This window comes from Sphingobacterium sp. BS-2, from assembly GCF_046161205.1.
Classification (GTDB): Bacteria; Bacteroidota; Bacteroidia; order Sphingobacteriales; family Sphingobacteriaceae; genus Sphingobacterium; species Sphingobacterium mizutaii.
On record NZ_JBIXGO010000010.1, the window covers coordinates 19,798 to 42,621 of the forward strand.

Here is a 22,824-nt window from a genome sequence, read left to right on the forward strand (position 1 = left end):
TACTTTGTCTTCGTAATATTTTTATTACACTTCCATCTTATTAACGTATCATTTAACAATTATTGTACCGTTTAACATTTGTTAACATATTATACTTTAGTTAACATTTTGTTAATTATGAGATATTTAAGCTTTAAGACGTTGGTTTTCAAAGAATAAAACCACTCATTCGGAAAATAAAAAAAGACTGATTCATCTGATTTTTTTGATTAAACCTATAGCGGGTTTATTAGTCAAAGACAATCTTTTGTATGATTTTAGGGAATATTAAGGTAATAAAGGAGTAATTCTAACTTATATTACTCCAAATATTGACCTTGTCTGATCAATAGCCAACGATATTTATTGAAAACAGAAGACTTAGAAATAAAGCCTAAGTATTGCTCATCCTTATTGACCACAGGAAGGATCCAAACATCTTCTTTATTCATTTTGGTCATTACATGCTCCATGTTTTCCGTTTCAATGATGATATCATTTGGTTTTTGGGCCAAGGCAGCAAATGTCTTTTCTCTTCCCTCCTCTTCCCCTAATAAAATGGAGAACAGTCGCTCACTATAGAGTATTCCAAGTAGCTTACCTTTTTCATCGACAATTGGGAATATATTTCGTTTAGAATGAATAATATCAGATTGACGGTCTAATGGTGTTTGATCGGGTCTAAGGACCACAAAATTGGTTTCAAGCACATACCTCAGCTTCATCATACTGAGAACCGTTCGGTCCTTATCTTCATAAGAAAGCAAATCCCCGGATTCCGCCAATACTTTGGTATACACCGAGTGTTTCATTACTCCTCTATTGATTAGATATGAAATTGAAGCTACCAACATCAATGGGACCATCAAGGTGTATCCTCCAGTGATTTCTGCAATCAGGAAAATCCCTGTTAAAGGGGCGTGCATAATACCAGCCAAAGCAGCCGCCATGCCCGCCATTACAAAATTGGGAACATTCAGCTGTACAAAGCCTGTTTGGTTCATACCATAGGCAAAGGCAAAGCCGATCAATCCACCCATTACCAAACTTGGCCCAAAAATACCTCCATTCCCCCCTCCATTAATCGTGAACAGCGAAGCGAATGACTTTCCAAATAATACCAAAATCGTATAACAGACCACTACCCAGGCCATATCTCTATAGTCTGAAAAAAGGGAATTCTTGACAATGGAATTGAAATGACCGTCAAGAATTTGCTGAATCGTCAGATATCCCTCACCATATAAGGCCGGAAACACAAAAATCATGACTCCTAAGGAAATCCCACTGACCCAAACCTTATTGTATGGATTCTTGATCTTTGAAAACCAAGTCTTGACGACCTGACTGATCTTTGAGAAATAGATGGTATAAAGCCCTACCAACACCGCTAAGAGGATATAAAAGAAAATAGAACTTACTTCCCAGTCGGTAGCTGCAGTATGAAACAGGGGTTCACTGTACAAGATCCTAGAAATAACAGCGGCTAGTGCTGAAGAGATCAATAAAGGGATAAATACCGGAATTGAAAACTCAGGCAACAAGATCTCAATGGCAAAGACCATCCCAGCAACAGGGCTATTGAAAGCCCCAGAGATACCTGCCGCAGCTCCGCAAGCCAATAGCATGGTGACCTCCTTGTAGCTCAATCCGAAGAATCGTCCAATATTGGACCCAATCGCAGAACCTGAATAGGCAATCGGTGCCTCTAACCCAGAGGATCCACCAAAACCTACCGTAATGGCACTGGTAACAATTTGGGAATAAATATTATGTAGATCGATTCGACTGGAACGTCGTGAAATGGCGTATATAATGGGTGTGATTCCGTGCTCAAGCTTTTTGCCTTTGATAAATTTCCGGACGTAGAGCACACTGAGAAAAATACCTATCAGCGGAAATATTAAATAAAGGGAATATTTGAAATGCCATTCTAGGTCATCCTGCAATTTGGCCGCGATAAAATGAGTCATTCCTTTTAAAAGAGCAGCCGCTAAACCTCCTACGATACCCACCACAAAGGCTAGAACGATTAGAAAATTCCTGTTTGAAATCTTCTGCATTCTCCACCTATTTAAAGCCTCTAGTTTCTTTAGAAATTTTTGTCTCATTCCTTGGTCATTTCCCCTTTAAAACAGCTAAAACTTAACGTTCGCTATTAATAAAGGTTAAGGTTCCTATTATTTAATTAGCGTGAATATATTTCCTTAATTTCTGCAAATATAGGAACCATTTATCGAATAGTTAAATAATACCCTAGCTAATGCAGTAATAAATCTGATTTGGCGATTAACATTTAGTATTTTTGGGATGAAACAAAATCTATAGTTATGTTAAACTTTATCAAAGCAGGGATAATTGCTGCTTTCTTAACAACCGGAACGGTCATCATTCCAAATGCCATTCCTGATGAAGGGATGTTCCCTTTAAGTGAATTGGGCAAAGCAGGTTTGAAAAAAGCAGGATTAAAAATTAGCGAAAAAGAAATCTATAATCCAGGACAGATTGGGCTAGTCGATGCCTTAGTTCAGGTAAGTGGATGTTCAGGTTCGTTCGTTTCTCCAAATGGATTGATTATCACCAACCATCACTGTGCTTTCAGTGCAGTTCAATTAGCCTCTACTCCAGAACACAATTACCTAGAAAATGGATTCGTTGCTAATTCCCATGAGCAAGAGATCGAAGCAAAGGGACTCAACATTAGGATTACGGACTCTTATGAGGATGTGTCGCAAAGAATCTTAGATGCTGTTGCTAATGTCACAGATCCTAGCCAAAGAATTGACATCATTACCAATAAAAGAAAAGAAATTGCCAAAGAGGCTGAAGCTCAAGATCCAACCATAAAAGCTGAGGTATCTGAGATGTTCATCGGCAAGAGCTATGTATTGTTTAAATATAAAACCATAGAAGATGTGCGCTTGGTTTATATTCCTAGACAAAACATTGGAGAGTTTGGTGGCGAAACTGATAACTGGGTATGGCCAAGACATACCGGCGACTTCTCTTTCTTGAGAGCCTATGTGGCTAAGGACGGTTCCTCTGCAAAATATTCTAAAGATAATGTCCCTTATAAACCAAAGAAACATTTAAAGGTGAACCCTAAAGGCGTCAATGAGAATGATTTCGTATTTATCCTAGGCTATCCAGGTCGTACATTCCGTCATAGGCCTGCTCAGTATATCGAATACCAACAGCAATACCTATTGCCATATACTTCTGAACTTTATGATTTCCAAAATCAACAGATGTTACTGGCTGGGAAGGATGATAAAGCCACAGAATTGGCACTTGCAACAAGAATCAAGAGGAATGCCAATGTAATGAAGAATTACAGAGGTAAATTAAAAGGTCTAAGAAACATCGACCTTGTCAACACAAAAATCAAGGAGGACGAGGAACTAGCCAAGTTCATTGAAAATGATGCTGAACTAAAAGCTCAATATGGCTCTTTGATGAAGGATATTGATCAGCACTATCAATTGGTTTTTCAAAATGCTGAAAAAGAATTATGGTACAACAATGTATACTCCGGAATTCGTGGTTTACAGCTTGCTTCTTTGACAAACAGCTTCCAAGATGCAATTAACAAGGAATTATCTAGCAAACGTAAGGAAGAATTGTACAATGCTAACATTGAAAACTTCAAAAAGCAATTGGCTGGTCTTTACGAAAGCTTCAACTTAAATGTTGATAAAAGCATTGCAAGCACAATGTTTGCCCAAGCTTATCAATTAAAGGATGGTAATGCATTACCATTTGTTGCCGCTCATAAATTCAGTAATGAGCAGGCAGCATCTGATTATATTTCAAAAACAATTGAGGACTCAAAACTTTCTAACCAAGAGTATTTTGAGAACACCGTATTAAAGGATGTGAATTCATTTTTGAAATATTCGGATGATTTGATGAAGTTCCAAAAAGAACTGGACAAAGAAATGCAGCCTTTTTATGCCGAACAAAAAAGAAGAGAAGGTAATTTGAACAAATTAATGGCGGACTATATTGCCGTGAAAGAAAAATTCCAATCTAAAAGCTTTATTCCTGATGCGAATTCAACTTTAAGATTAACTTTCGGAAACATCAAAGGCTATAGTCCAGCTGATGCAACCTATATGGAGCCATTCACTACCGTGAAAGGTATTATAGAAAAAGGTAATTCTGGATTAAACGAATTCCATTACCCTGAAGCAATCAAGACGAATTGGTTGGACAAAAACTTCGGAAACTATTTCAAAAAGGACCTGAATGATGTTCCTGTCAATATGCTATATAATATGGATACTACAGGCGGAAACTCCGGATCTCCTATTATGAATGCTTATGGAGAATTGATCGGCGTAAATTTCGACAGGGCTTATGATGCTACCATCAATGATTTCGCTTGGAATGAAAGCTATAGCCGTTCCATTGGTGTTGATATCCGTTATGTATTATGGATAGCTGACAAGATTGATAATGCCCAATTCATTATCCAAGAAATGGGTGTAAAATAAGTAACACCTAATAAAAAAGAAATCGGTCAGTCTTGCTATGCAGACTGACCGAATCTTTTTTTACTATATTAGAATTTGGATTTGGTAATTTTTTCTGAATATGGCAGATACATTGGAAGAGCAGCCGAACCATACCAGGTATAAAGGGAATAAGTCAAATATCCCGCTTTTATTGCTGGATCAGTTTCCAGAATCGCTTTCGCTTCCTCCTCAGATTTCACATTGTTCAGAATAAACAGACCCCTATATTGATCTGTATTCTTTCCAAAAGGACCTGCTACTATTAACTTCTCCTCTTTAACCAATCTATTGATGTTGTCCATGTGACCCTTGAAAGCTGTATTGATCGAATCTTTATCTTGATTCTTATTCTCCCCAGTTTTCAATACCACATAAAAGTAGGACTTCATCCCATAATCATCTGAACCTAACTTTTCAGCTAGCTTCTCATCATAAGCAATTTCCTGCGCCTCATCTGAACCCTGGATCGGCTTCATGATTTGGGTATGCTCCTTTCCTTGACCTGCAATTTTGACAATCAAATTCCCAGTGGAATCAGACGCCTTGCTATAGGTTATTTCTTGAGGAAAATCATGCTTATGATTTACAAACTTGATCTGCTTATCAAAACTTTCACCTTCAGCAATGAATTCAATAGGTTTTCCGTTATTCTGACCTATCACTGTTGCTATCAAAACCAGTTTCCCTTTTTTTAGCTGAATATCCAGATATTCAGTAACCTGGGGAAGAGCATTATTAATCTTATATCCGAAGCCTTTCATGCTCTCAGCAGAAAGAACATCCCAATGTTCTTCGTTATTACTTCCTTGTATCCCCCAATGCCCTTTTAAGAACAGAGGTAGTTTATTTTGGGCAAAAGAAAGTTGAAAAAAGAACAAACACAATAGGCTAAAAAGTAATCTCATAATTAGATGTTTGTGCAAACATAATTATTTTCAAACTTCTTAAGTAATGCCCTATACAAAAGATGGTTCTACACTTGAATATTCAGCAATGAATTGCTCCACTTTTTCAACCATATTTTTACTTCCAATGATCAAAGGAGTTCTTTGGTGCAGTTCTACTGGCTCTATATCCAATATTGCCATTTCACCTGTAGTTGCTTTCCCTCCTGCTTGTTCAGCAATAAATGCCAATGGATTACATTCATACATCAAACGTAATTTCCCATTTGGATACTGATAAGTATCAGGATACAAGAACAAACCACCTTGAATCATATTTCTATGGAAATCAGCGACCAATGAACCTATATATCGTGAAGAATATGGACGATTGGTCTCTTTATCGATTTCCTTACAGAATTGAAGGTATTGTTTTATTGCAAGTGAAAATTGATTGTAATTACTCTCATTGACCGAATATGTCTTTCCATTTTCAGGAATCCTTAAACCTGGATGAGAAAGACAAAATTCTCCAATAGAAGGATCTAAGGTAAATCCATTCACTCCTTTTCCTGTACTATAAACGAGCATGGTGGAAGAGCCGTAAATTACATATCCAGCGGCAACTTGCTTTCTTCCAATCTGTGCGAAATCTATGCTTTCTAGGTCCTCTCCGGTACTTACTCTTTTATAGATGGAGAAGATGGTACCAACTGATACATTTGCATCAATATTAGAAGAACCATCCAATGGGTCAAAATAAACCATATACTTTCCTACAGAAAACCTGTTCCGTTTCGTAAGATCTATCCCATCTTCATGTTCTTCTGAAGCTAGATAACAGCATTCACCGAATCTTTCCAATGCATCCATAAAATAATGGTCTGCAAAAACATCTAGCTTTTGTTGCTCTTCACCTTGTGCGTTTGTATTTCCTTGTTTACCTAAGATATCAGCAAGGCCGGCTTTATTTACTTCTCTATGAACAATTTTTGCTGCTAACGAAATCCCTTGTAGCAACCGCGTCAACTCTCCTTTAGCTTGAGGAAATTGAGTCTGTTGCTCAGAAATAAATTGCTCTAATGTTTGATTTCCCATTTCTGTTTTTATTAACTCAATACCTTTTCAACTGGTTTCGGGATAAATTGAGCATAGTTTTCATCAAACATTCCCTTTAATTTCTCCGCTAACTCCTCATAAGCCTCTGGGTTATCCCAAACACGTTTTGGATTTAATAGATTAGTCGGGATTTCAGGACATTCCCTTGGCATCTGAAGGTTGAAGATCGGATGTTTCTCATATCCTGCTTCGCCAATATCCCCTTCCATTGCCGTGCGGATTAATTGACGTGTATATTTTAATTGAATTCTTCTACCTACTCCATAAGGACCAGCAACCCAACCTGTATTGACTAACCAAACTTGGATCTCAGGGTTTTCTTCAAGTTTTTTCCTTAACATTTCAGCATAGTGCATTGGGTGCAATGGCATAAATGCAGCGCCAAAACAAGCTGAGAAAGTTGCTGTTGGAGTCTTTACGCCCATTTCAGTTCCTGCTACCTTCGCGGTATATCCATTGATAAAGTAATACATCGCTTGTTCAGCAGTAAGTTTTGAAATTGGAGGAAGAACGCCAAATGCATCAGCGCTTAAGAAAAAGATATGTTTTGGTGAAGCACCATATCCTCTAGGATTCACATTTTCCAAAAACTCGATTGGATAAGATGCGCGCATGTTTTCAGTGATGCTGCTATCATCGTAATCTGCTTCACGAGTTCCCGGTTTGAAATTCACATTTTCTAATAATGCACCAAACCTGATGGCATTAAAGATCTGTGGCTCGTGTTGTTGAGTCAAGCCAATTGCTTTCGCATAACAACCACCTTCAAAGTTAAAGACCTCTTTTTCTGTCCAACCATGTTCATCATCTCCGATCAATAAGCGTCCATGATCAGATGATAAGGTTGTTTTACCCGTCCCAGATAGGCCAAAGAATAAAGCAGTGTCATTTTTCTTGCCAACATTAGCAGAACAGTGCATGGTTAACACATTATGCTTTAATGGCAAATAATAATTAAGAGCAGAGAATATCCCCTTCTTAATCTCTCCTGTATATGCCGTTCCGATGATGATTACCACCTTACGGCTTAGATCCAAAACCACACAATGAGAAGTTGGTAAACCAAGTGCCGCATAATCATCTACTTTTAAATTTGAAGCAGCTAAGACAGTCCAATCAATTTGTTGTTGGGATTCTACATCAACATTGATAAACATATTGTTTACAAAAATATCCTGACATGGGCTTTGCGTAACTGTAATTACATTTTGCGCGTAATCTTTATGATTACATGCCTGTACTGATCTTACATAAATGGGATTTAATGAAAGGTATTCAGTTACCCTTGCAAGCAACAGGTCAAACAGCTCGATGCTCATGGGCTTGTTTACTTTTCCCCAATTTACATGTTCAGCTGTCTCGGAGTCTTTCACGATAAATCTAGACTCTGGCGAGCGCCCTGTAAAGATGCCAGTCTTGAAACTTAATGCTCCTGTTTCTGTTAAAGAAGCTTCATTGTTTTTAATCGCTCTTTCTACCAGCTCTGGTACTGGAAGTTGAAAATAAATTGGACTTGATGGACGGATCCCAAGTGACTCCAATTGACTACTGATTAAATTTGTCATATATAGGATTTATTTTGCGAACAAAGCTATATATATTTTTAGCAATAAAAAAAGTAAATTTAGCATATTGTAAAATTTACACAATTGTAACTACCTTATTTTCAATTCAATAAAATCAAAAATATTGATATAATTAATTTAGCAATTTTTTATAGCAAAAAACAGGGTTTTTCATAATGTGCCTTTAAACAGTTTAAACGCAATTTTCAATGTTTTTGGCGATTTTTAAAGGATTTTAAGGCATTTATTATTTTAATTGAAATGAAAATGTAGTCATAATTCTACCTTGCTAAAATGAAATGACAATATCCTTTAATAAATTGACAATATATGTTAAAAATTATTCCCATTTTGATTAAAAATCAAAGGTAAATTTTGAACTTACTCAAAGAAAAAAAACTCCAATTCCTATGTTGATACTAGACTAATGCCAACTCCTTAAATCTGTCCAGCCGCAAATTTTGACAATCATGACAAAGCTCAAATAATTCCATACATTAAGATTACCATTTCAATGTATTTTGAAATGTATATTTACCTTATGAAGAACATCCAATATTCCCTACTGGAATTAGCTACTCTAAAGAAGAACAATACCGCTGCTGATGCTATTGAGAGAGCATCACAAGGTGCCAGACATATAGATAAATTAGGTTATACAAGAATTTGGCTTGCAGAGCACCACAATATGGAATTCATTGCCAGTTCCGCGACTTCCGTTTTAATTGGTCATATTGCTAGCCAAACTAAAAACATTCGTGTGGGTTCCGGAGGAATTATGCTTCCAAACCACTCTCCCTTGGTCATCGCTGAACAATTTGGAACCTTAGAATCGATCTATCCAAACAGGATTGATCTAGGGCTAGGACGAGCTCCAGGTACTGATCAGGTAACCGCCATGGCCTTAAGAAGGAATAATTTAAATACAGCATTCTACTTTAAAGATGATGTGCAATCCTTACAACGATATTTCAGCCAGGAAAACCATAGCTCGAAAGTCCGCGCTTTCCCAGGAGAAGGATTGGAGATTCCAATCTGGATCCTTGGATCAAGCACAGATAGCGCCTTCCTAGCTGCCGAACTCGGATTACCTTATGCATTTGCGGCACATTTTGCACCTAATATGTTGAAAGCAGCTTCTGAAATCTATAGAATGAATTTCAAACCATCCGAGCAATTGCAAGAGCCCTATTTTATGGTCTGTGTAAATATTATCGCCGCAGACACGAATGAGGAAGCCTTATTTCTATCCAGCAGTCTACAGAACTTATTTGCAGGAATAGTGACCAATCGAAGGATGCCACTATCCCCTCCTACCGAAAAAACAATTTTCCATGGGATCCCAGAAATTGAACAGGCAGTCCAATCCATGACCTCTAGTACCTATACTGGCAGCCCAGAACAATTGGCAAAAAGTCTAAAAGAATTAATCGATGAAGTGCATGCTCAAGAGATCATGACCACAAATTATATATACGATGACGAAAAGAGATTGAAATCTTTTGAATTAATTAAAGAAACGTTCGACTTAATAAACCAACAATAAAGAACTTCTTTATTATCGTAAAGCAACAAAAATGGGGATTTCACACAAATCCCCATTTTTATACCCTAATTGTAGGGTATTCATAAAAAAAATTAATAAAATAAACTCAAAAAACACATTTCTCTAAAACGTTTATGGTTATTTACTGTTATATTTACTACATCACACATAACTAAATCTTTGTTGAAAAGATTGCGAAGCAAGTGGCACATTAACGCTTGCCTAGCTTAATAAGGTACAAATAACATTAATGTGATTTAGTAATTAACAATTTTGGAGATATCAGTTAGATGTCCTTGGAGGGTTATGAATTTATCCCAAGGGTTAAAACATTGATTGAAGCAAAAAAAGTGAATTTCTAAACAAGTGAATCTAAACTGTTAGGCCATGGTTGATCAATCATAGCAAGATTTACAATGCACTAAAACGCTTAAATCTATTAGTAAATTTAATTGAGCTCCAATGATTAATAAAAAAATAGATTATGATTTGGAATTCTGCATATCTAGACCCACACCTTTGTAAGGTGACGAAAAACATTTACAGTCAAGTTGTGAATGAAGAGGAGTTGCTTGCCAAACAATCTGACGCGATTTATATCGCCATTATTGGAGGTGGCCCAAAAGGATTTTATGCTCTAGACCGATTTATTTCTAAAGCTATAAATCAAAACATCAATAGATCTATCAATATCCATTGGTTTAATCATAACCGAGATTTTGCTTCTGGGCCAAATTTCCAACCAAACCTTCCGTCATACCTCATCATGAATGATTGTATCGCGGAAATCAGTTGTTGGGAAGAATCCGATTCGCCACATTATATCCCCAATAGATTAAAACTCATTGATTGGATCCATCATAATAAGTCCGCAGAAAGCAATCCGAATCCTTCTGATTTTTGCTCTAGGGAATTGATGGGATTATATCTGATGGATGCTTTGCAAAAGACCATCAGCAATAAGCCAAATCATATCGAGATCAGCTTAGTCAACAGCAATATTTGGGATATGGATATAGAGGAAGATAAGGTTAGATTAACAAGCTCTAAAAAGACGTTGCCTTTCCTGTACGAATCCGCCATTTTTTGTACTGGCCACAGTTATTCCAATATGGAAGAGGAGGATTTGCTCGCGTCTGACTACAATGAAAATATCCTTTACCTTCCGCAAACCTATCCTGTTGAGCTCTTGGATGAAATCCCAGCTCAGGTTGATGTGGCAATTAAAGGGATTGGATTGACATTTATGGATGCAGTCCTGCATCTTACGGAAGGTCGTGGAGGAATATTTTACAAGCAGGACCAAGAGTATCGCTATCTCCCATCTGGATACGAACCTACCATCTATCCTTTCTCTAGAAGGAACCTCCCGATGTTACCTCGAAATGCATTCTGGAAAGGGAATAAATATGAATTAAAACTCATGAATGAGGATTGGCTCAATTTATTAAAAAGCAGAAATGAGCCCTTAAACTTCGAAAGAGACATTCTCCCAACCTATAATTTAGAAGCGCAATTGGCATTCTACTCTTATGTACACGCGACACAAGAATTGACAGTTTCCGAAATCCTGGATTTCATTGATACTTTTGACTCCACTAAACTGTTCTCTATTTCTGCGCTCATCGACCCGATGACCTATTCTAAAGTGCAGATGGAAACAAATTATCATGAGTTCATCGTAGATCTGAGTATTTACAGCATGAAGTTATCAGATCAAGGCGAATTAAAGAGCCCAATGGCTGCAGCGCTAGCAGCATTAAGGGAAGGATTTTACCTGATTGCAGAACTTTTTGCGCACAATGGTTTTGATGAAGAATCGCAAGAATCTTTTGAAAAATATTGGCAAGGATTCATCAATCATACCGCCTTTGGCCCACCAAGAGACAATATTGATAAATTATTCTGCTTAGCGCGGGATGGCTATGTGAAATTTATCTTTTCCGAAGAACCGGTTATTGAAGTCCAACAGGAGGCCTTATTGCTGAAGAATTCTTACGTATCAAAAGAGTTTAATTTCTTGATCGATGCTAGGATCCCAAAAGGTGATCTCAAACTTCGCAATAACAAATTATACGAACGGATGCGCAAGAAAGGATTCGTCCAAGAAATCGTCAATGGGAATTATAGTAATGGAAAAATAGCCGTAGATAAAGATGGAAAACTAATTGGAAATATCCAAAATAGCCTAGTTTATCTGTATGGTATCCCAACTGATGGCACCTTTTTGCAGAATGACAGCTTATCAAGAGAATTAAACAATTTTAGCATTCCTTGGTGTCAGGCTACTTTAGAAAGGATCAACAGCAATCTTAAGCAAGATAGCCGACCGCATTATAGTTTAAGTTTTTCCAATGTTAATTACACAAACTTAACACCGAATTAATACACAGATTAAAGTCTATTTATATTTTTGATAATAAAATTTATTAAAGATGATAAAAGACGAAGTATTAACACAAGAATCGAATTCTATACTGATAGAATTCCTGTATGATGGTGATGATTTTAATTCAGAAGAGGATTAAAATCCACCATCATTTTTTTACCCCTCCCCCAACAAAACCAACTCCATTTCACCCTTCTTAATTATTACAATTCGATTTTAGAAGAATCGAATAATCCTTTTGTTTTTATCCTATAAACTCAAAAACGCGATTCACACTGTCATTTTTCTACAATATGCAATATATTTAATTTTTAATTATATATATTTATTCATATTAAACCATTATAGCGGCACCTTTATTATTTTAAGATGAATACTCCAGTCAATATGTCTGACAAAAATTTGTACCTACAGTATTACAAATTCATAAACTTTTATGCCTACAAATTAACAGGGGATTATGAGCGTGCAGAGGACTTAACTCAAGATGCTTTCACGTCATACCTAGTAAACAAATCCAAGATTTCCAGCAATCCTTCCGCCATCAAATCCTTTCTTTATACGACCGTCAGGAATAAATTGATCAATGAGCATAAAAGAATCGAAATTTCCCAAAGATATTGGAGGATTACAGGCTTTAATGAAAAAGATCCTCAGGAAATTGATCGTTTAGTGATCTATACCGAGCTGTTGCAGGAAATTGATAGACTCGTCAATTCTCTTCCCAATATGTGCCAAAAAGTGATCAAACTTAGTTTTTTTGATGGATTGACCAATAATGAAATCAAGGATCAATTAAATATCAGTATCAATACGGTCAAGACACACAAAAAAAGAGGGCTAGCCTATCTTCAAAAGCATTTGAATCCTGAATACTTCTTACTCTTTCTCAATTTCTTAGCCTCCAATTAAATTTATTTTAATAATCGTTCATCCTTTTCACTAATTAAGTTTTCTTAATTATAATTATGAACCAAAAGGAGAAACTAATAGCCATTCTGATTTTCAAATACATCCAAGGTATCTGCACATTCCGTGATATCAGGAAACTCAATAGTTGGTTGGAAGAAAACATGGATAACAAAGACTTTTTTCGTGATGCTGTCAATACTTCCCAACTGAAAAAAGACCTTGACTTATTGAATTCTTTCGACGCTGAAAAATCATGGAGGAAGAGACAAAGGAAAAAGCAAAAGCAAATTTTCAAATGGTCTATTGCAGCATCCGTTTTCCTTGTTGCTATTTCCATATTATTCTTGGATTTTGAAAGCTGGATGACCAATAATAAAACTGTTCATCGAGATAAATATGAATTCATAGATAAACCTCATTCAGATGATAAATTTCCAGCAAAGGTCGGAGCTCAGCTTATCCTATCAAACGGAGAAAGGATACAATTGAATGAACCTTTGCAAGTAAAGCTTTCAGGTGAAATAGTCAATTCCGAACAAATTGTCATTGCTAAAATCGATCAAGAAGCAAAAAATGAGGACATAAAATGGCTTGAGGTCCAGGTACCAGCTGCTCAATATTATTCTATTGTATTACCAGATAGCAGCAAAGTCTGGTTAAATTCTAATTCTAGAATAAAATTCCCTTCTCAATTCAATACGCAAGTGAGATTGATCAACTTAAATGGGGAAGCCTATTTTCAGATCAAACACAACCCAAAACAGCCTTTTATTGTCAAAACAGCTGATGCAGAAATTAAGGTTTTAGGGACCTCCTTTAATGTCAATAATTATAATAACAATTTAATCGCATCTCTTGAGGAAGGTAAAATTGAAATTAAGTCAAAATTAGACCTAAAGGAATTAAAACCTAATCAAAAAGTGGAGCTTATTGCCGATAAACTTATCGTATCGGACTCCGATTTACAAAAAGAATTGGCCTGGAAAAACAATAAATTCATTTTCAACAATGACAAACTCATGGATATCCTATTCCAAATTGAGAATTGGTATGGGATAAAGACCAATTACCGTTCCATCCAGAACAATGATGAAACTTTCACAGGAACTATTGATCGAGATGTAAATCTTTCCAAGATACTGGACATCTTAAATAGTACTACCAGATACAATTTTCGGATTATAGATAACCAATTAATTTCAACACTTAAACATTGATACCATGAGCACATAACATCTATTTTAGGGACAAAACAAAACCTTTTGTAGTCCCATTACAAACAAGAACCAATTTTAAACATCTAACAAATTCTTAAAATGCTGTACTTTTTAGTTCATAAAAAACTAGGAAGAGGGAAAGGTATTGACCTTAAATTCCTAGTTAAAATCCTAAAGTTCATAATCCTATTGATCCTATTAATGCTATATAGCATCATCGTAAAGGCTAATGAACAATTAATTTCCGTAAAGTTTCAAAAGGCAAAATTAAACACTGTCTTAAAAGCAATTACTAATCAAACCGATTACCAATTCTTCTATAACGACCGTGTAAATGTAATTACAGGTCCCGTCACCATTGATATTGAAAAGGGGACTGTTGTCCAAATTTTGGAATTAATCCTTCCAAAGGAAAAACTTGCCTATGAAATTTCTGAAAACCAAATCACGATCAGTATCCGAAGGCAAAATACCCTGACATCCATTGAACCTAGACAAGAAAATATCCAAGGTACGGTCAGAGATACTGAAGGCAAGCCTCTTCCAGCTGCGTCAGTCAGTATTAAAGGAACCAACAAAAGCACCTCGACAGATCAAAACGGAAAATTTGAGATCAGTGCCTTACCTACCGACATTATCATTGTCAGTTTTTTAGGCTATAAAAGACAGGAAGTTTCCATTGCCGGGAGAAAAACCATAAACATTAGTATGCAAAGGGATCAACAAACCTTAGAAGTTGTTGATGTCGTCGCAACTGGCTACCAAACCATCGATAGGCGCAAGTTTACCGGAGCAGCCACTAAGGTAAAAGCTGAAGATGCACAACGCTTTGGTGTACCCGACGTTTCCAGAATGTTGGAAGGTCAAGTTTCCGGTGTAAGTGTACAGAATGTCTCGGGAACATTTGGAGCTGCTCCAAAAATTCGTGTACGGGGTGCGACTTCTATCACTGGTGATAATAAACCACTTTGGGTAATCGATGGTATTATCTTGGAGGATGTAGTCAACATCTCAAATGACCAGTTATCTACAGGAGATGCCAACACATTATTAGGCTCTTCCGTAGCAGGGATAAACCCCGATGACATCGAAAGTTTTGAAATCCTAAAAGATGCGGCTGCTACTTCACTTTATGGAGCAAGGGCAATGAATGGGGTTATTATTATTACAACCAAAAAAGGTAGGGCCGGTACCCAAGCGGTTTCTTACCTAGGAAATTATACGACCTACCTTCGTCCATCCTATTCTCAATTTGACATAGTCAATTCCTATGATCAAATGTCAATCTATTCAGAAATAGCCAGAAAGGGAGCCATAGATTATGCGCTGATCCGGAACAACATGAATTCAGGCATTTTCGGAAACTTATCCAGAGGTCTATCGACATGGAAAGAAGATGGAACGCCCTTAATTGAAAACACTCCTGAAGGTCGTGAAGCCTTCCTGAAAAGATACATTTATCAAAATACCGATTGGTTCAAAACTCTTTTCAACAATTCATTATTGCAGGAACATTCTGTGAGTTTCTCAAATGGCAGCAATAAGGTCCAAACCTATTATTCAACCTCATTTTTACAGGATAATGGCTGGGCAAAAGCTAATGGAGTAAGAAGATATACGGCAAACATTCGAGGAAATTACAATATCACTGATAAATTATCGATAGGCTTATTGACAACAGGATCTATCCGTGACCAAAAAGCTCCCGGCACATTAGGCCAAGATAGTAACCCAGTTACTGGTGTGGTGTCAAGAAATTTCGATATCAATCCTTTCTCCTATGCCATGAATACTTCCAGAGTCATCGCACCATTCGATGAGAATGGAAATAGAGAAAATGTAACCATGAATTATGCTCCGTTCAACATCCTAAATGAATTGGACAAAAATATTATGGAATTAAAAATGATCGACCTGAAGGTTCAAGGAGAATTAAACTATAAACTTCCAAAGAACGTTAATTACAACTTCATTGGTGCCTACCGCTATGCTAGCACTGGGAATGAACACAAAATTAATGAAACTTCGAATCTGTCCAATGCTTATCGCGCAGGAACGATTTACGGAGTAGAAGGTATTGAAAATAGCATCATTGCAAACCAAAACAGGTTCCTATATAGAGACCCTGCGAATCCAGATGCTAGACCCATGTCTGTTTTGCCTTATGGAGGTATTTATATTACCAATGAAAACATCCTAAAGAGCTTTTATTTAAGAAATAGTTTCAATTGGAACCTAACATCCCAAAAACACTATTTCACTGCCTTTGCTACCCAAGAGATAAGATTCTTGGACAGAATGACGAAAGATATGACAGGCTATGGATACCAGTTTGATAAAGGTGGGGTTCCATTTATTGACCCAAATATCATCAAAATGACTGTCGAAGGAAATTTACCTTATTATAAAATGCAGGTATTTTCTGACCGCTTTGTAGCCTTTGCTGCCAATGGAACTTACTCATTCGACAGTCGTTATCAATTCACCGGAACAGCTCGATATGATGGTTCTAACCAATTAGGTCGAAGCCGAGTAGCAAGATGGCTTCCTACCTGGAACCTTTCAGGATCTTGGAATATAGACCAGGAAAACTTCTTCAAAAACCAGACTTTCTTTAACACTTTGACCTTGCGAGGAACTTATGGTTTGACCGCCAGTATGGGCCCAGCCACCAATGCGAGTTTGGTGTTGCGCTCCGGATCCGTCAATCGACCTTTCATCCATGAACAAGAACCTGTAATCAACATTGATTTCCTAGAAAACCAAGACTTGACCTGGGAAAAGCAATATGAAACCAATATTGGCCTTGATGCAACTTTCGCCAACAGAAGGTATCAGATCGTCTTGGATTTATATAAAAGGGATGCATTTGATCTAATCGGTCCTATGCGGATATCAGGGATAGGTGGTGAAGCCATAAAATTTGCCAATTATGCCGATATGAAATCCCGAGGGATTGAATTATTGTTCAAGGCAACTGTATTTGACAGAAAGAATTGGGGCTGGAAAACCCAATTGACCAATGCTTTTTACGACAATGAAATAACTTCGATAAGAAACGAACCCAATATCTGGAACTTGGTCAATTCTGTTGGTGCAGCAAAAGAAGGTTATCCACATCGCGGTCTATTTTCTATTGACTTTGAAAAATTGAATGAGTTCAATGGTACCCCAATATTTGTCAATGAAAACAATGAAATCTCTAACAATGTTTTCCTACAAAGTATACAGACAAATTACCTAAAATATGAAGGTCCTGTTGACCCAACTTTCAATGGAGGTTTTTATAACAATTTCAACTATAAAAACCTTAACCTTTCCTTCCTAGTTACTTATAGCGCAGGAAATAAAGTCAGATTAAATCCTATCTATAAAAACCAGTATTCTGAATTGGATGCGATGTCCTATGATTTCTTGGATAGATTTCTTGCACCTTACGAAAACCTATCCCCTTCTATTGCGACCTCTAGGACCTCTTCCAGATTACCTGGAGACCAAGTCTATAACGCATACAATTATACGGATCAAAGGGTGGCAGATGGTGGATTCATCCGGATGAAACAAGTAACCTTAGGGTATCAATTTCCAAAAAAATTCTTTGGGAAATCAATTTTCAACAACCTCTCTTTAAATCTGGTTGCCAACAATCTGTTCTTGATTTACTCAGACCCAAAATTGAATGGACAAGACCCTGAATTCTATGGATCCGGAGGGGTGGCATTGCCAATTCCTCGTCAATTTACACTTTCCATTAAAGCAGGATTATAAACGAAAACCATTATGAAAACAACTGTAATTTTAACTCTCCTTTCTGCCTTCCTTTTGTTGGGATGTTCTAAATTTTTAGAAACTCCACCAGATTTAAGGACAGAATTAGATTCTCCTAGCAAGATTGCAGAACTTCTAACTTCTGCATATCCTAGGGGAAATTATATTCCCTTTACGGAATCTGCATCAGACAATGCTGGGGACAAAGGCATGACCAGCAGTTCAAACGTTCAAACGAATATGAATCCTTGGATGTTCCTAGATGTGGAAACCAACGATTCCGATTCTCCGACTTATTATTGGTACACCGCCTATAAAGCAATTAGTGCATCAAACCATGCCCTTGAAGCCATCGAAAAACTCGGGTTAAATAAGCAAACTGCCTCCTTAAAAGGTGAAGCATTGTTAACTAGGGCTTATGCACACCACATGCTGGCCATCTTGTACTGTAAAGATTATGAACCTGAAACTTCAGCTTCTGATCCAGGGATTCCATTTATTGATAAACCCGAAAAATTCGTACTCAATAAATATGAAAGAGGTACAGTAAAAGGTCTATATGACCTCATTGAAAAAGATATCGTGGAAGGTCTTCCCTTGCTTGATGACAACCGATACAAGGTCAAAAAATACCACTTTACTAAAACTGCTGCCCATGCCTTTGCAACTCGCTTTTATTTATTTAAACATAATTATACCAAGGCCGTTGAACATGCAAATCTAGCTCTTGGAGAAAATCTCTCAAACTATATCAGACCTGTAAACAATAGAGCTTTTGCAGCGATGGAATACTTGACTTTGCAACAATGGTATTCAAGTACAGATAACCCCACCAATCTTTTGTTAGTCGAAGCAGTTTCTTCTTGGGGTCGAGATTTACCATTCAATAGATTCGGATTTACCGCTCCAATTCTAGGTGACTTAATATTTGGAAATAACATTACCACCGGACGTTTTGCCTACCCAATATATGGCGGAACGGACTACTCATTGAACATCCCAAAATTCCGCGAACATTTTGTAAAAGGAAGTTTAAACGCGGCCTATGGTATCCCCTATAATATGATTCCATTATTGACAGCAGATGAGCTGCTTTTAAACCGTGCTGAAGCCTATGCTCGTGTAAAAAATTACGACAAGGCCATAGCAGACTTAAATACGTTCATCAGTCGAAAAGTGTATTACAGTCCCGATCAGCCCGTTTATGAACCAAATGTACATAATGTAAATCCCACTAGAATAAATGGTTTTTATGGAAGTTTAAACCTAGAAGAAAACATTATTAAAGCTGCCCTAGACTTTAAAAGAAGGGAATTCCTTTTTGAAGGGCTTCGCTGGTTTGATATTGTTCGACATAAAATCGTAGTAACCCATCGTACACATGATGAGAAAGAAACTTATGTTTTAGGTGCTAACAGCCCTATGCGTCTCTTTCAACTGCCTGCTGAGGTGGTATTATCAGGTGTGCAACCCAATCCAAGATAAAAACAAACTGTTATGAAATATTTAAAATATTCGATCGCCTTAATCATATTTCTCTTTTGTACTGCATGTTCAAAAGAAGAAACCTTGCCCGATGAACCCATTGTCGATTTAGGTGGTGAAAGATGGGTAAATGGTCCTTTAGATAAATTCATTTATCAAGAATTTATTAAATCCTACAATATTGAGATCAAGTACAAATGGACGCCTTTTGAAATCAATTTTAATAGGACTTTGGTACCGCCCCAAGAAAAAAGGGTCATTCCAGTTTTAACCGCGGTAAGAGATATCTGGATGAAACCTTATGAAAAAGTTGCGGGCAAAGATTTCTTGAAAAGGTATTCGCTTTCCAAGTTCATCTTGGTGGGTAGTGCTGAGTACCAAAACAATGGTACCATTATTTTAGGTACTGCTGAAGGTGGAACTAAGGTTGTTCTTTATGTAGTAAATGATTTTGAATTATCAAACCCAGATGCCGTAAGTCAGATGCTACATACGATCCATCATGAATTTGCACATATCCTGCATCAAAACATCCATTACCCTCAAGCATGGAGAGGTATAAGTACAGCTTGGTATACCCAAACTTGGTTTAATACGCCAGAAGAAACAGCAAATACTCAAGGGTTTGTGTCGAGTTATGCTAAATCTGCTGAACAAGAAGACTTCGTTGAAACGATCGCCTACTTGTTGGTAGAAGGGCAGGAAAAATTCGATGCACTTGTAAAGGCCAATGCTCCTGTGGAAGCTACTTTCCGTCTCAAGGAAAGCATCGTGGTCCAGTACTACAAGGAAGTCTTCAACATTGATTTTAGAGCTCTTCAAAGAGAAGTTCGAGCCGCATTCTTATCCTTAACTAAACCAACAACAAAATGAAACCAATAATTTTCTCATTGATTATGTGCTTGCTCCTAATTTCTTGTAAAAAGGAATTTGAAGGAGTTCGACCGGATGCCAAATTGAATAAATTAAAAGATGAATATGCTAAGCAATTAACAGGCTCGAAAAATGGCTGGATCGGATATTTATACCCAAAGGGTGGCGGAAGTTATACTTTTAAGTTCAATTTTGACGATAAAAACAGGGTTAAAAGCTTTGCCACTATTGATAATATCAAAGCTGGCACCTCCGACGAAAGTTCATACCGCTTAGCAGCTGATCAGGTAGTCAGTCTTTATTTCGACACCTATTCCTACATCCATCAGCTGTCCGACCCAGACGAACAAAAAAGTGGTGGTTTAAGAGGTGGCGGTTTGATTTCTGATTTTGAGTTTTCCATCATTGAAACCTCTAATGATACCATAAAACTAGTTGGAAATCATAATGAAAGCACTTTAACTTTAATAAGGGCTAAGGAAAACGAGGGGGACGACTATATTAGAAAAGCATTTCTCCTAAATGCAAAGGTTGAAGAAATAAACCAGTTGGCAAACTACTATAAAACTGTAAAAATTAACAACAAGGATTATGGTGTGATTTTCAATACGGAAACCAACAATATTGCTTTTTATTATGAAGAGAACGCCACTTTCAAAAGCTTTATTACAGAGTATGCCCTAACTGATAAAGGTATTTTTCTAAAGGACCCCTTAAATGCGGGTGGTTTGGCGGTGAAAGGTTTTGATAACTTCATCATTGACAAGACCAATAATAAAACAACTGCTAAATTGAATGGAACTGTAGATGTTGATATCCTTGATCAAAACAAACCAGTCTCAATCGATAAAGATGCACCAAGAAGGATGTACCTAATCAATAAAAGATATGCTTCCTCTTTTGGGTTTACGATCGCCGGAAAAAAAGACGCCTTAGGCATTAGAACTTTCCCTGGCTTCAATTTCCTGCTTTATATTCCTAGAAGATACATCGATCCACTTGATGCCTTGTACATCATTTTCTTGGGACAGTTTAACCTTGGACCTTTATTCAACACTTTATATAATGATCAAGGCATTTTATCCTTCAAGGTATTTAGCTCCCTCACCGGACTAACCCCAGGTACCGAATTTGAAGAAATAGCTAGAAAACAAAATCAGATCTGGTTTGATCCTCAGGGTTTTTACGTATTTGAAACTGGGGATGAGCAATTTGATTTTGTGAGCGTGAAAGATAGCAAGGTATGGATAAGATTTAATTAATAAAATCATGAAAAAATATATATTATTTATGTTGTCCCTTTGCTTCATTTTCTCTTGTAAGAAAGGAGATCTGAATACATTTGAAGTAGTAGAAGTCTGGGAAAAACCTGAAGTTAAGTTAAAGCAACTTACTGACGCAATTGCTTCGCATAAAACAGGTTGGGAGTTTGTAATTGAGTATGGTCCGAATCAAGTAGTCACTTACGGTTACCTAGGATTTAATTCTGAGAATTCTTCGGATTTTATCAGTGATTTCTCAAAGAATTTTTCAACATTCGATAAAACTAATTATCAATTCGGAATCATCAAAACCAATCCATCAATACGGTTTCCTAAAGGCAGTAAATTTGCAAATCTAGCGTCTGATGCCCGATTAATCGATACATTATTTACTTTTAAGAGCATCAAGTCGGATACCATTACTTTGGAAGGAGAAATGAGTAAATCCATTATGAAATTGACTAAATGCTCTCCTGAAAAATTAACACAATTAAAAGCAAATTCAATTAGTGCAGATTATGAAAAATTAAAGAAATTGGCAGAAATGCCTAGATATTTCTTTTCATATAAGCAAAACGGAAAAACCTTTGGTTTAGAAATTGACACGGCTAACCGTCTTTTATCATTTATTTCAGGGACCAATCAAAACCCAGTGGTTACAAAATCCAATTATTTCTTTAATGGAAGTGGAATATCACTGGTTAAACAAGTTGATATTGAAGGTGTGAAAATAAAATTGATTGAAGGTTTAGAAGTCAAAGCGACATCAATGAGCTCTAGGAATGGTGTTGAAATTTCCAATGAAAGTAAACCACAGATTTACGATATAAAAACAGCAAAGGAATTTACGGAAGTGAAAGGAAAAAGGTTATGGTGGTTATCGACACATGGCTTTGGAAAACGAAATCAACCCGATATTGCAGGTTTTCAAAAGATCCCAAATTTTACGGATTTTAATTTAGCCCCTAATTATGATTATTATGAAGAATACAAAACCTATTTCTGGTTTATGGGATTCAATCTAAGAGGTGAAAATCCCGGCAGCTTTCATGGTCCTGTTTCAAGGTTTGCTGACAATGGCATTCTCAGATTCATACCTTTTTTGGAAGGTGCTCCTGCAACTATTCCATCTGTTATTCAAGCAATGAATATCACTGCGAGATATATCTATAACCGAAATGGGTTTTATGTGATTAAAACCGGTATTGGCTACACTTTAGTCGATGCAACCGATGGTTTAACGTGGGCATATTTCCAAGCTCCACCTGATTTATCTTAAATTTATTCAAACAACTCCCCAAAGTAAAT

14 protein-coding genes are annotated in these 22,824 nt (G+C 36.8%); 10 read left to right on the forward strand and 4 right to left on the reverse strand.

Annotated features, from left to right (window positions below):
- Positions 1-299: 299 nt before the first annotated feature.
- A complete protein-coding gene (locus ACK2WI_RS03200) occupies positions 300-2,042 on the reverse strand; it encodes a chloride channel protein (protein WP_236736448.1) in 1,743 nt (580 codons plus the stop codon).
- A 267-nt stretch (positions 2,043-2,309) separates the two neighbouring features.
- On the opposite strand from ACK2WI_RS03200, the gene ACK2WI_RS03205 reads away from it, so the two are divergent.
- A complete protein-coding gene (locus tag ACK2WI_RS03205; protein WP_312698548.1) occupies positions 2,310-4,475 on the forward strand; it encodes a S46 family peptidase in 2,166 nt (721 codons plus the stop codon).
- Between the two features lie 68 nt (positions 4,476-4,543).
- Here ACK2WI_RS03205 and ACK2WI_RS03210 read toward each other — a convergent pair whose 3' ends face one another.
- Genes ACK2WI_RS03210 through pckA form a run of 3 tightly spaced genes read right to left on the reverse strand, consistent with a single transcriptional unit; the run spans position 4,544 to position 8,064 of the window.
- Entirely contained in the window at positions 4,544-5,401 is an 858-nt protein-coding gene (locus ACK2WI_RS03210) for a DUF6265 family protein (RefSeq protein WP_312698547.1), read from the reverse strand.
- Between the two features lie 51 nt (positions 5,402-5,452).
- Positions 5,453-6,478, reverse strand: a complete 1,026-nt coding sequence (fbp, locus tag ACK2WI_RS03215; protein WP_312698546.1) for a class 1 fructose-bisphosphatase — start codon at positions 6,476-6,478, stop codon at positions 5,453-5,455.
- An 11-nt stretch (positions 6,479-6,489) separates the two neighbouring features.
- A complete protein-coding gene (gene pckA, locus ACK2WI_RS03220) occupies positions 6,490-8,064 on the reverse strand; it encodes a phosphoenolpyruvate carboxykinase (ATP) (RefSeq protein WP_409149753.1) in 1,575 nt (524 codons plus the stop codon).
- A gap of 541 nt (positions 8,065-8,605) precedes the next feature.
- Here pckA and ACK2WI_RS03225 point away from each other — a divergent pair.
- From ACK2WI_RS03225 to ACK2WI_RS03265, 9 genes are all read left to right on the forward strand, one after another.
- Positions 8,606-9,610: an LLM class flavin-dependent oxidoreductase gene (locus ACK2WI_RS03225; protein ID WP_409149754.1), complete on the forward strand. Its 1,005-nt coding sequence runs from the start codon at positions 8,606-8,608 to the stop codon at positions 9,608-9,610.
- 484 nt (positions 9,611-10,094) lie between these two features.
- Positions 10,095-11,996 (forward strand): FAD/NAD(P)-binding protein, encoded by a 1,902-nt coding sequence (locus tag ACK2WI_RS03230; RefSeq protein WP_312698543.1) that lies wholly within the window; start codon positions 10,095-10,097, stop codon positions 11,994-11,996.
- A gap of 372 nt (positions 11,997-12,368) precedes the next feature.
- Positions 12,369-12,911 (forward strand): RNA polymerase sigma factor, encoded by a 543-nt coding sequence (locus ACK2WI_RS03235; protein ID WP_409149755.1) that lies wholly within the window; start codon positions 12,369-12,371, stop codon positions 12,909-12,911.
- A gap of 56 nt (positions 12,912-12,967) precedes the next feature.
- Positions 12,968-14,128: a FecR family protein gene (locus ACK2WI_RS03240; protein ID WP_312698542.1), complete on the forward strand. Its 1,161-nt coding sequence runs from the start codon at positions 12,968-12,970 to the stop codon at positions 14,126-14,128.
- A gap of 99 nt (positions 14,129-14,227) precedes the next feature.
- On the forward strand, positions 14,228-17,896 hold the full coding sequence (locus ACK2WI_RS03245; protein WP_312698541.1) for a SusC/RagA family TonB-linked outer membrane protein: 3,669 nt from the start codon (positions 14,228-14,230) through the stop codon (positions 17,894-17,896).
- 12 nt (positions 17,897-17,908) lie between these two features.
- Positions 17,909-19,381, forward strand: coding sequence for a RagB/SusD family nutrient uptake outer membrane protein (locus ACK2WI_RS03250; protein ID WP_313368823.1), 1,473 nt, complete (start codon positions 17,909-17,911; stop codon positions 19,379-19,381).
- A 12-nt stretch (positions 19,382-19,393) separates the two neighbouring features.
- Entirely contained in the window at positions 19,394-20,254 is an 861-nt protein-coding gene (locus ACK2WI_RS03255; RefSeq protein ID WP_312698539.1) for a substrate import-associated zinc metallohydrolase lipoprotein, read from the forward strand.
- A complete protein-coding gene (locus ACK2WI_RS03260) occupies positions 20,251-21,516 on the forward strand; it encodes a DUF4302 domain-containing protein (RefSeq protein WP_409149756.1) in 1,266 nt (421 codons plus the stop codon). The genes ACK2WI_RS03255 and ACK2WI_RS03260 overlap by 4 nt, the downstream gene beginning before the upstream one ends.
- A 7-nt stretch (positions 21,517-21,523) precedes the next feature.
- Entirely contained in the window at positions 21,524-22,795 is a 1,272-nt protein-coding gene (locus ACK2WI_RS03265) for a DUF4302 domain-containing protein (RefSeq protein ID WP_312698537.1), read from the forward strand.
- Positions 22,796-22,824: the final 29 nt, after the last annotated feature.

Excerpts from the sequence above, each read along its gene's own strand:
- ACK2WI_RS03200 (WP_236736448.1), bottom strand. The coding sequence starts at position 2,042 with ATGCAGAAGATTTCAAACAGGAATTTTCTAATCGTTCTAGCCTTTGTG.
- ACK2WI_RS03205 (WP_312698548.1), top strand. The coding sequence starts at position 2,310 with ATGTTAAACTTTATCAAAGCAGGGATAATTGCTGCTTTCTTAACAACC.
- ACK2WI_RS03210 (WP_312698547.1), bottom strand. The coding sequence starts at position 5,401 with ATGAGATTACTTTTTAGCCTATTGTGTTTGTTCTTTTTTCAACTTTCT.
- fbp (WP_312698546.1), bottom strand. The coding sequence starts at position 6,478 with ATGGGAAATCAAACATTAGAGCAATTTATTTCTGAGCAACAGACTCAA.
- pckA (WP_409149753.1), bottom strand. The coding sequence starts at position 8,064 with ATGACAAATTTAATCAGTAGTCAATTGGAGTCACTTGGGATCCGTCCA.
- ACK2WI_RS03225 (WP_409149754.1), top strand. The coding sequence starts at position 8,606 with ATGAAGAACATCCAATATTCCCTACTGGAATTAGCTACTCTAAAGAAG.
- ACK2WI_RS03230 (WP_312698543.1), top strand. The coding sequence starts at position 10,095 with ATGATTTGGAATTCTGCATATCTAGACCCACACCTTTGTAAGGTGACG.
- ACK2WI_RS03235 (WP_409149755.1), top strand. The coding sequence starts at position 12,369 with ATGAATACTCCAGTCAATATGTCTGACAAAAATTTGTACCTACAGTAT.
- ACK2WI_RS03240 (WP_312698542.1), top strand. The coding sequence starts at position 12,968 with ATGAACCAAAAGGAGAAACTAATAGCCATTCTGATTTTCAAATACATC.
- ACK2WI_RS03245 (WP_312698541.1), top strand. The coding sequence starts at position 14,228 with ATGCTGTACTTTTTAGTTCATAAAAAACTAGGAAGAGGGAAAGGTATT.
- ACK2WI_RS03250 (WP_313368823.1), top strand. The coding sequence starts at position 17,909 with ATGAAAACAACTGTAATTTTAACTCTCCTTTCTGCCTTCCTTTTGTTG.
- ACK2WI_RS03255 (WP_312698539.1), top strand. The coding sequence starts at position 19,394 with ATGAAATATTTAAAATATTCGATCGCCTTAATCATATTTCTCTTTTGT.
- ACK2WI_RS03260 (WP_409149756.1), top strand. The coding sequence starts at position 20,251 with ATGAAACCAATAATTTTCTCATTGATTATGTGCTTGCTCCTAATTTCT.
- ACK2WI_RS03265 (WP_312698537.1), top strand. The coding sequence starts at position 21,524 with ATGAAAAAATATATATTATTTATGTTGTCCCTTTGCTTCATTTTCTCT.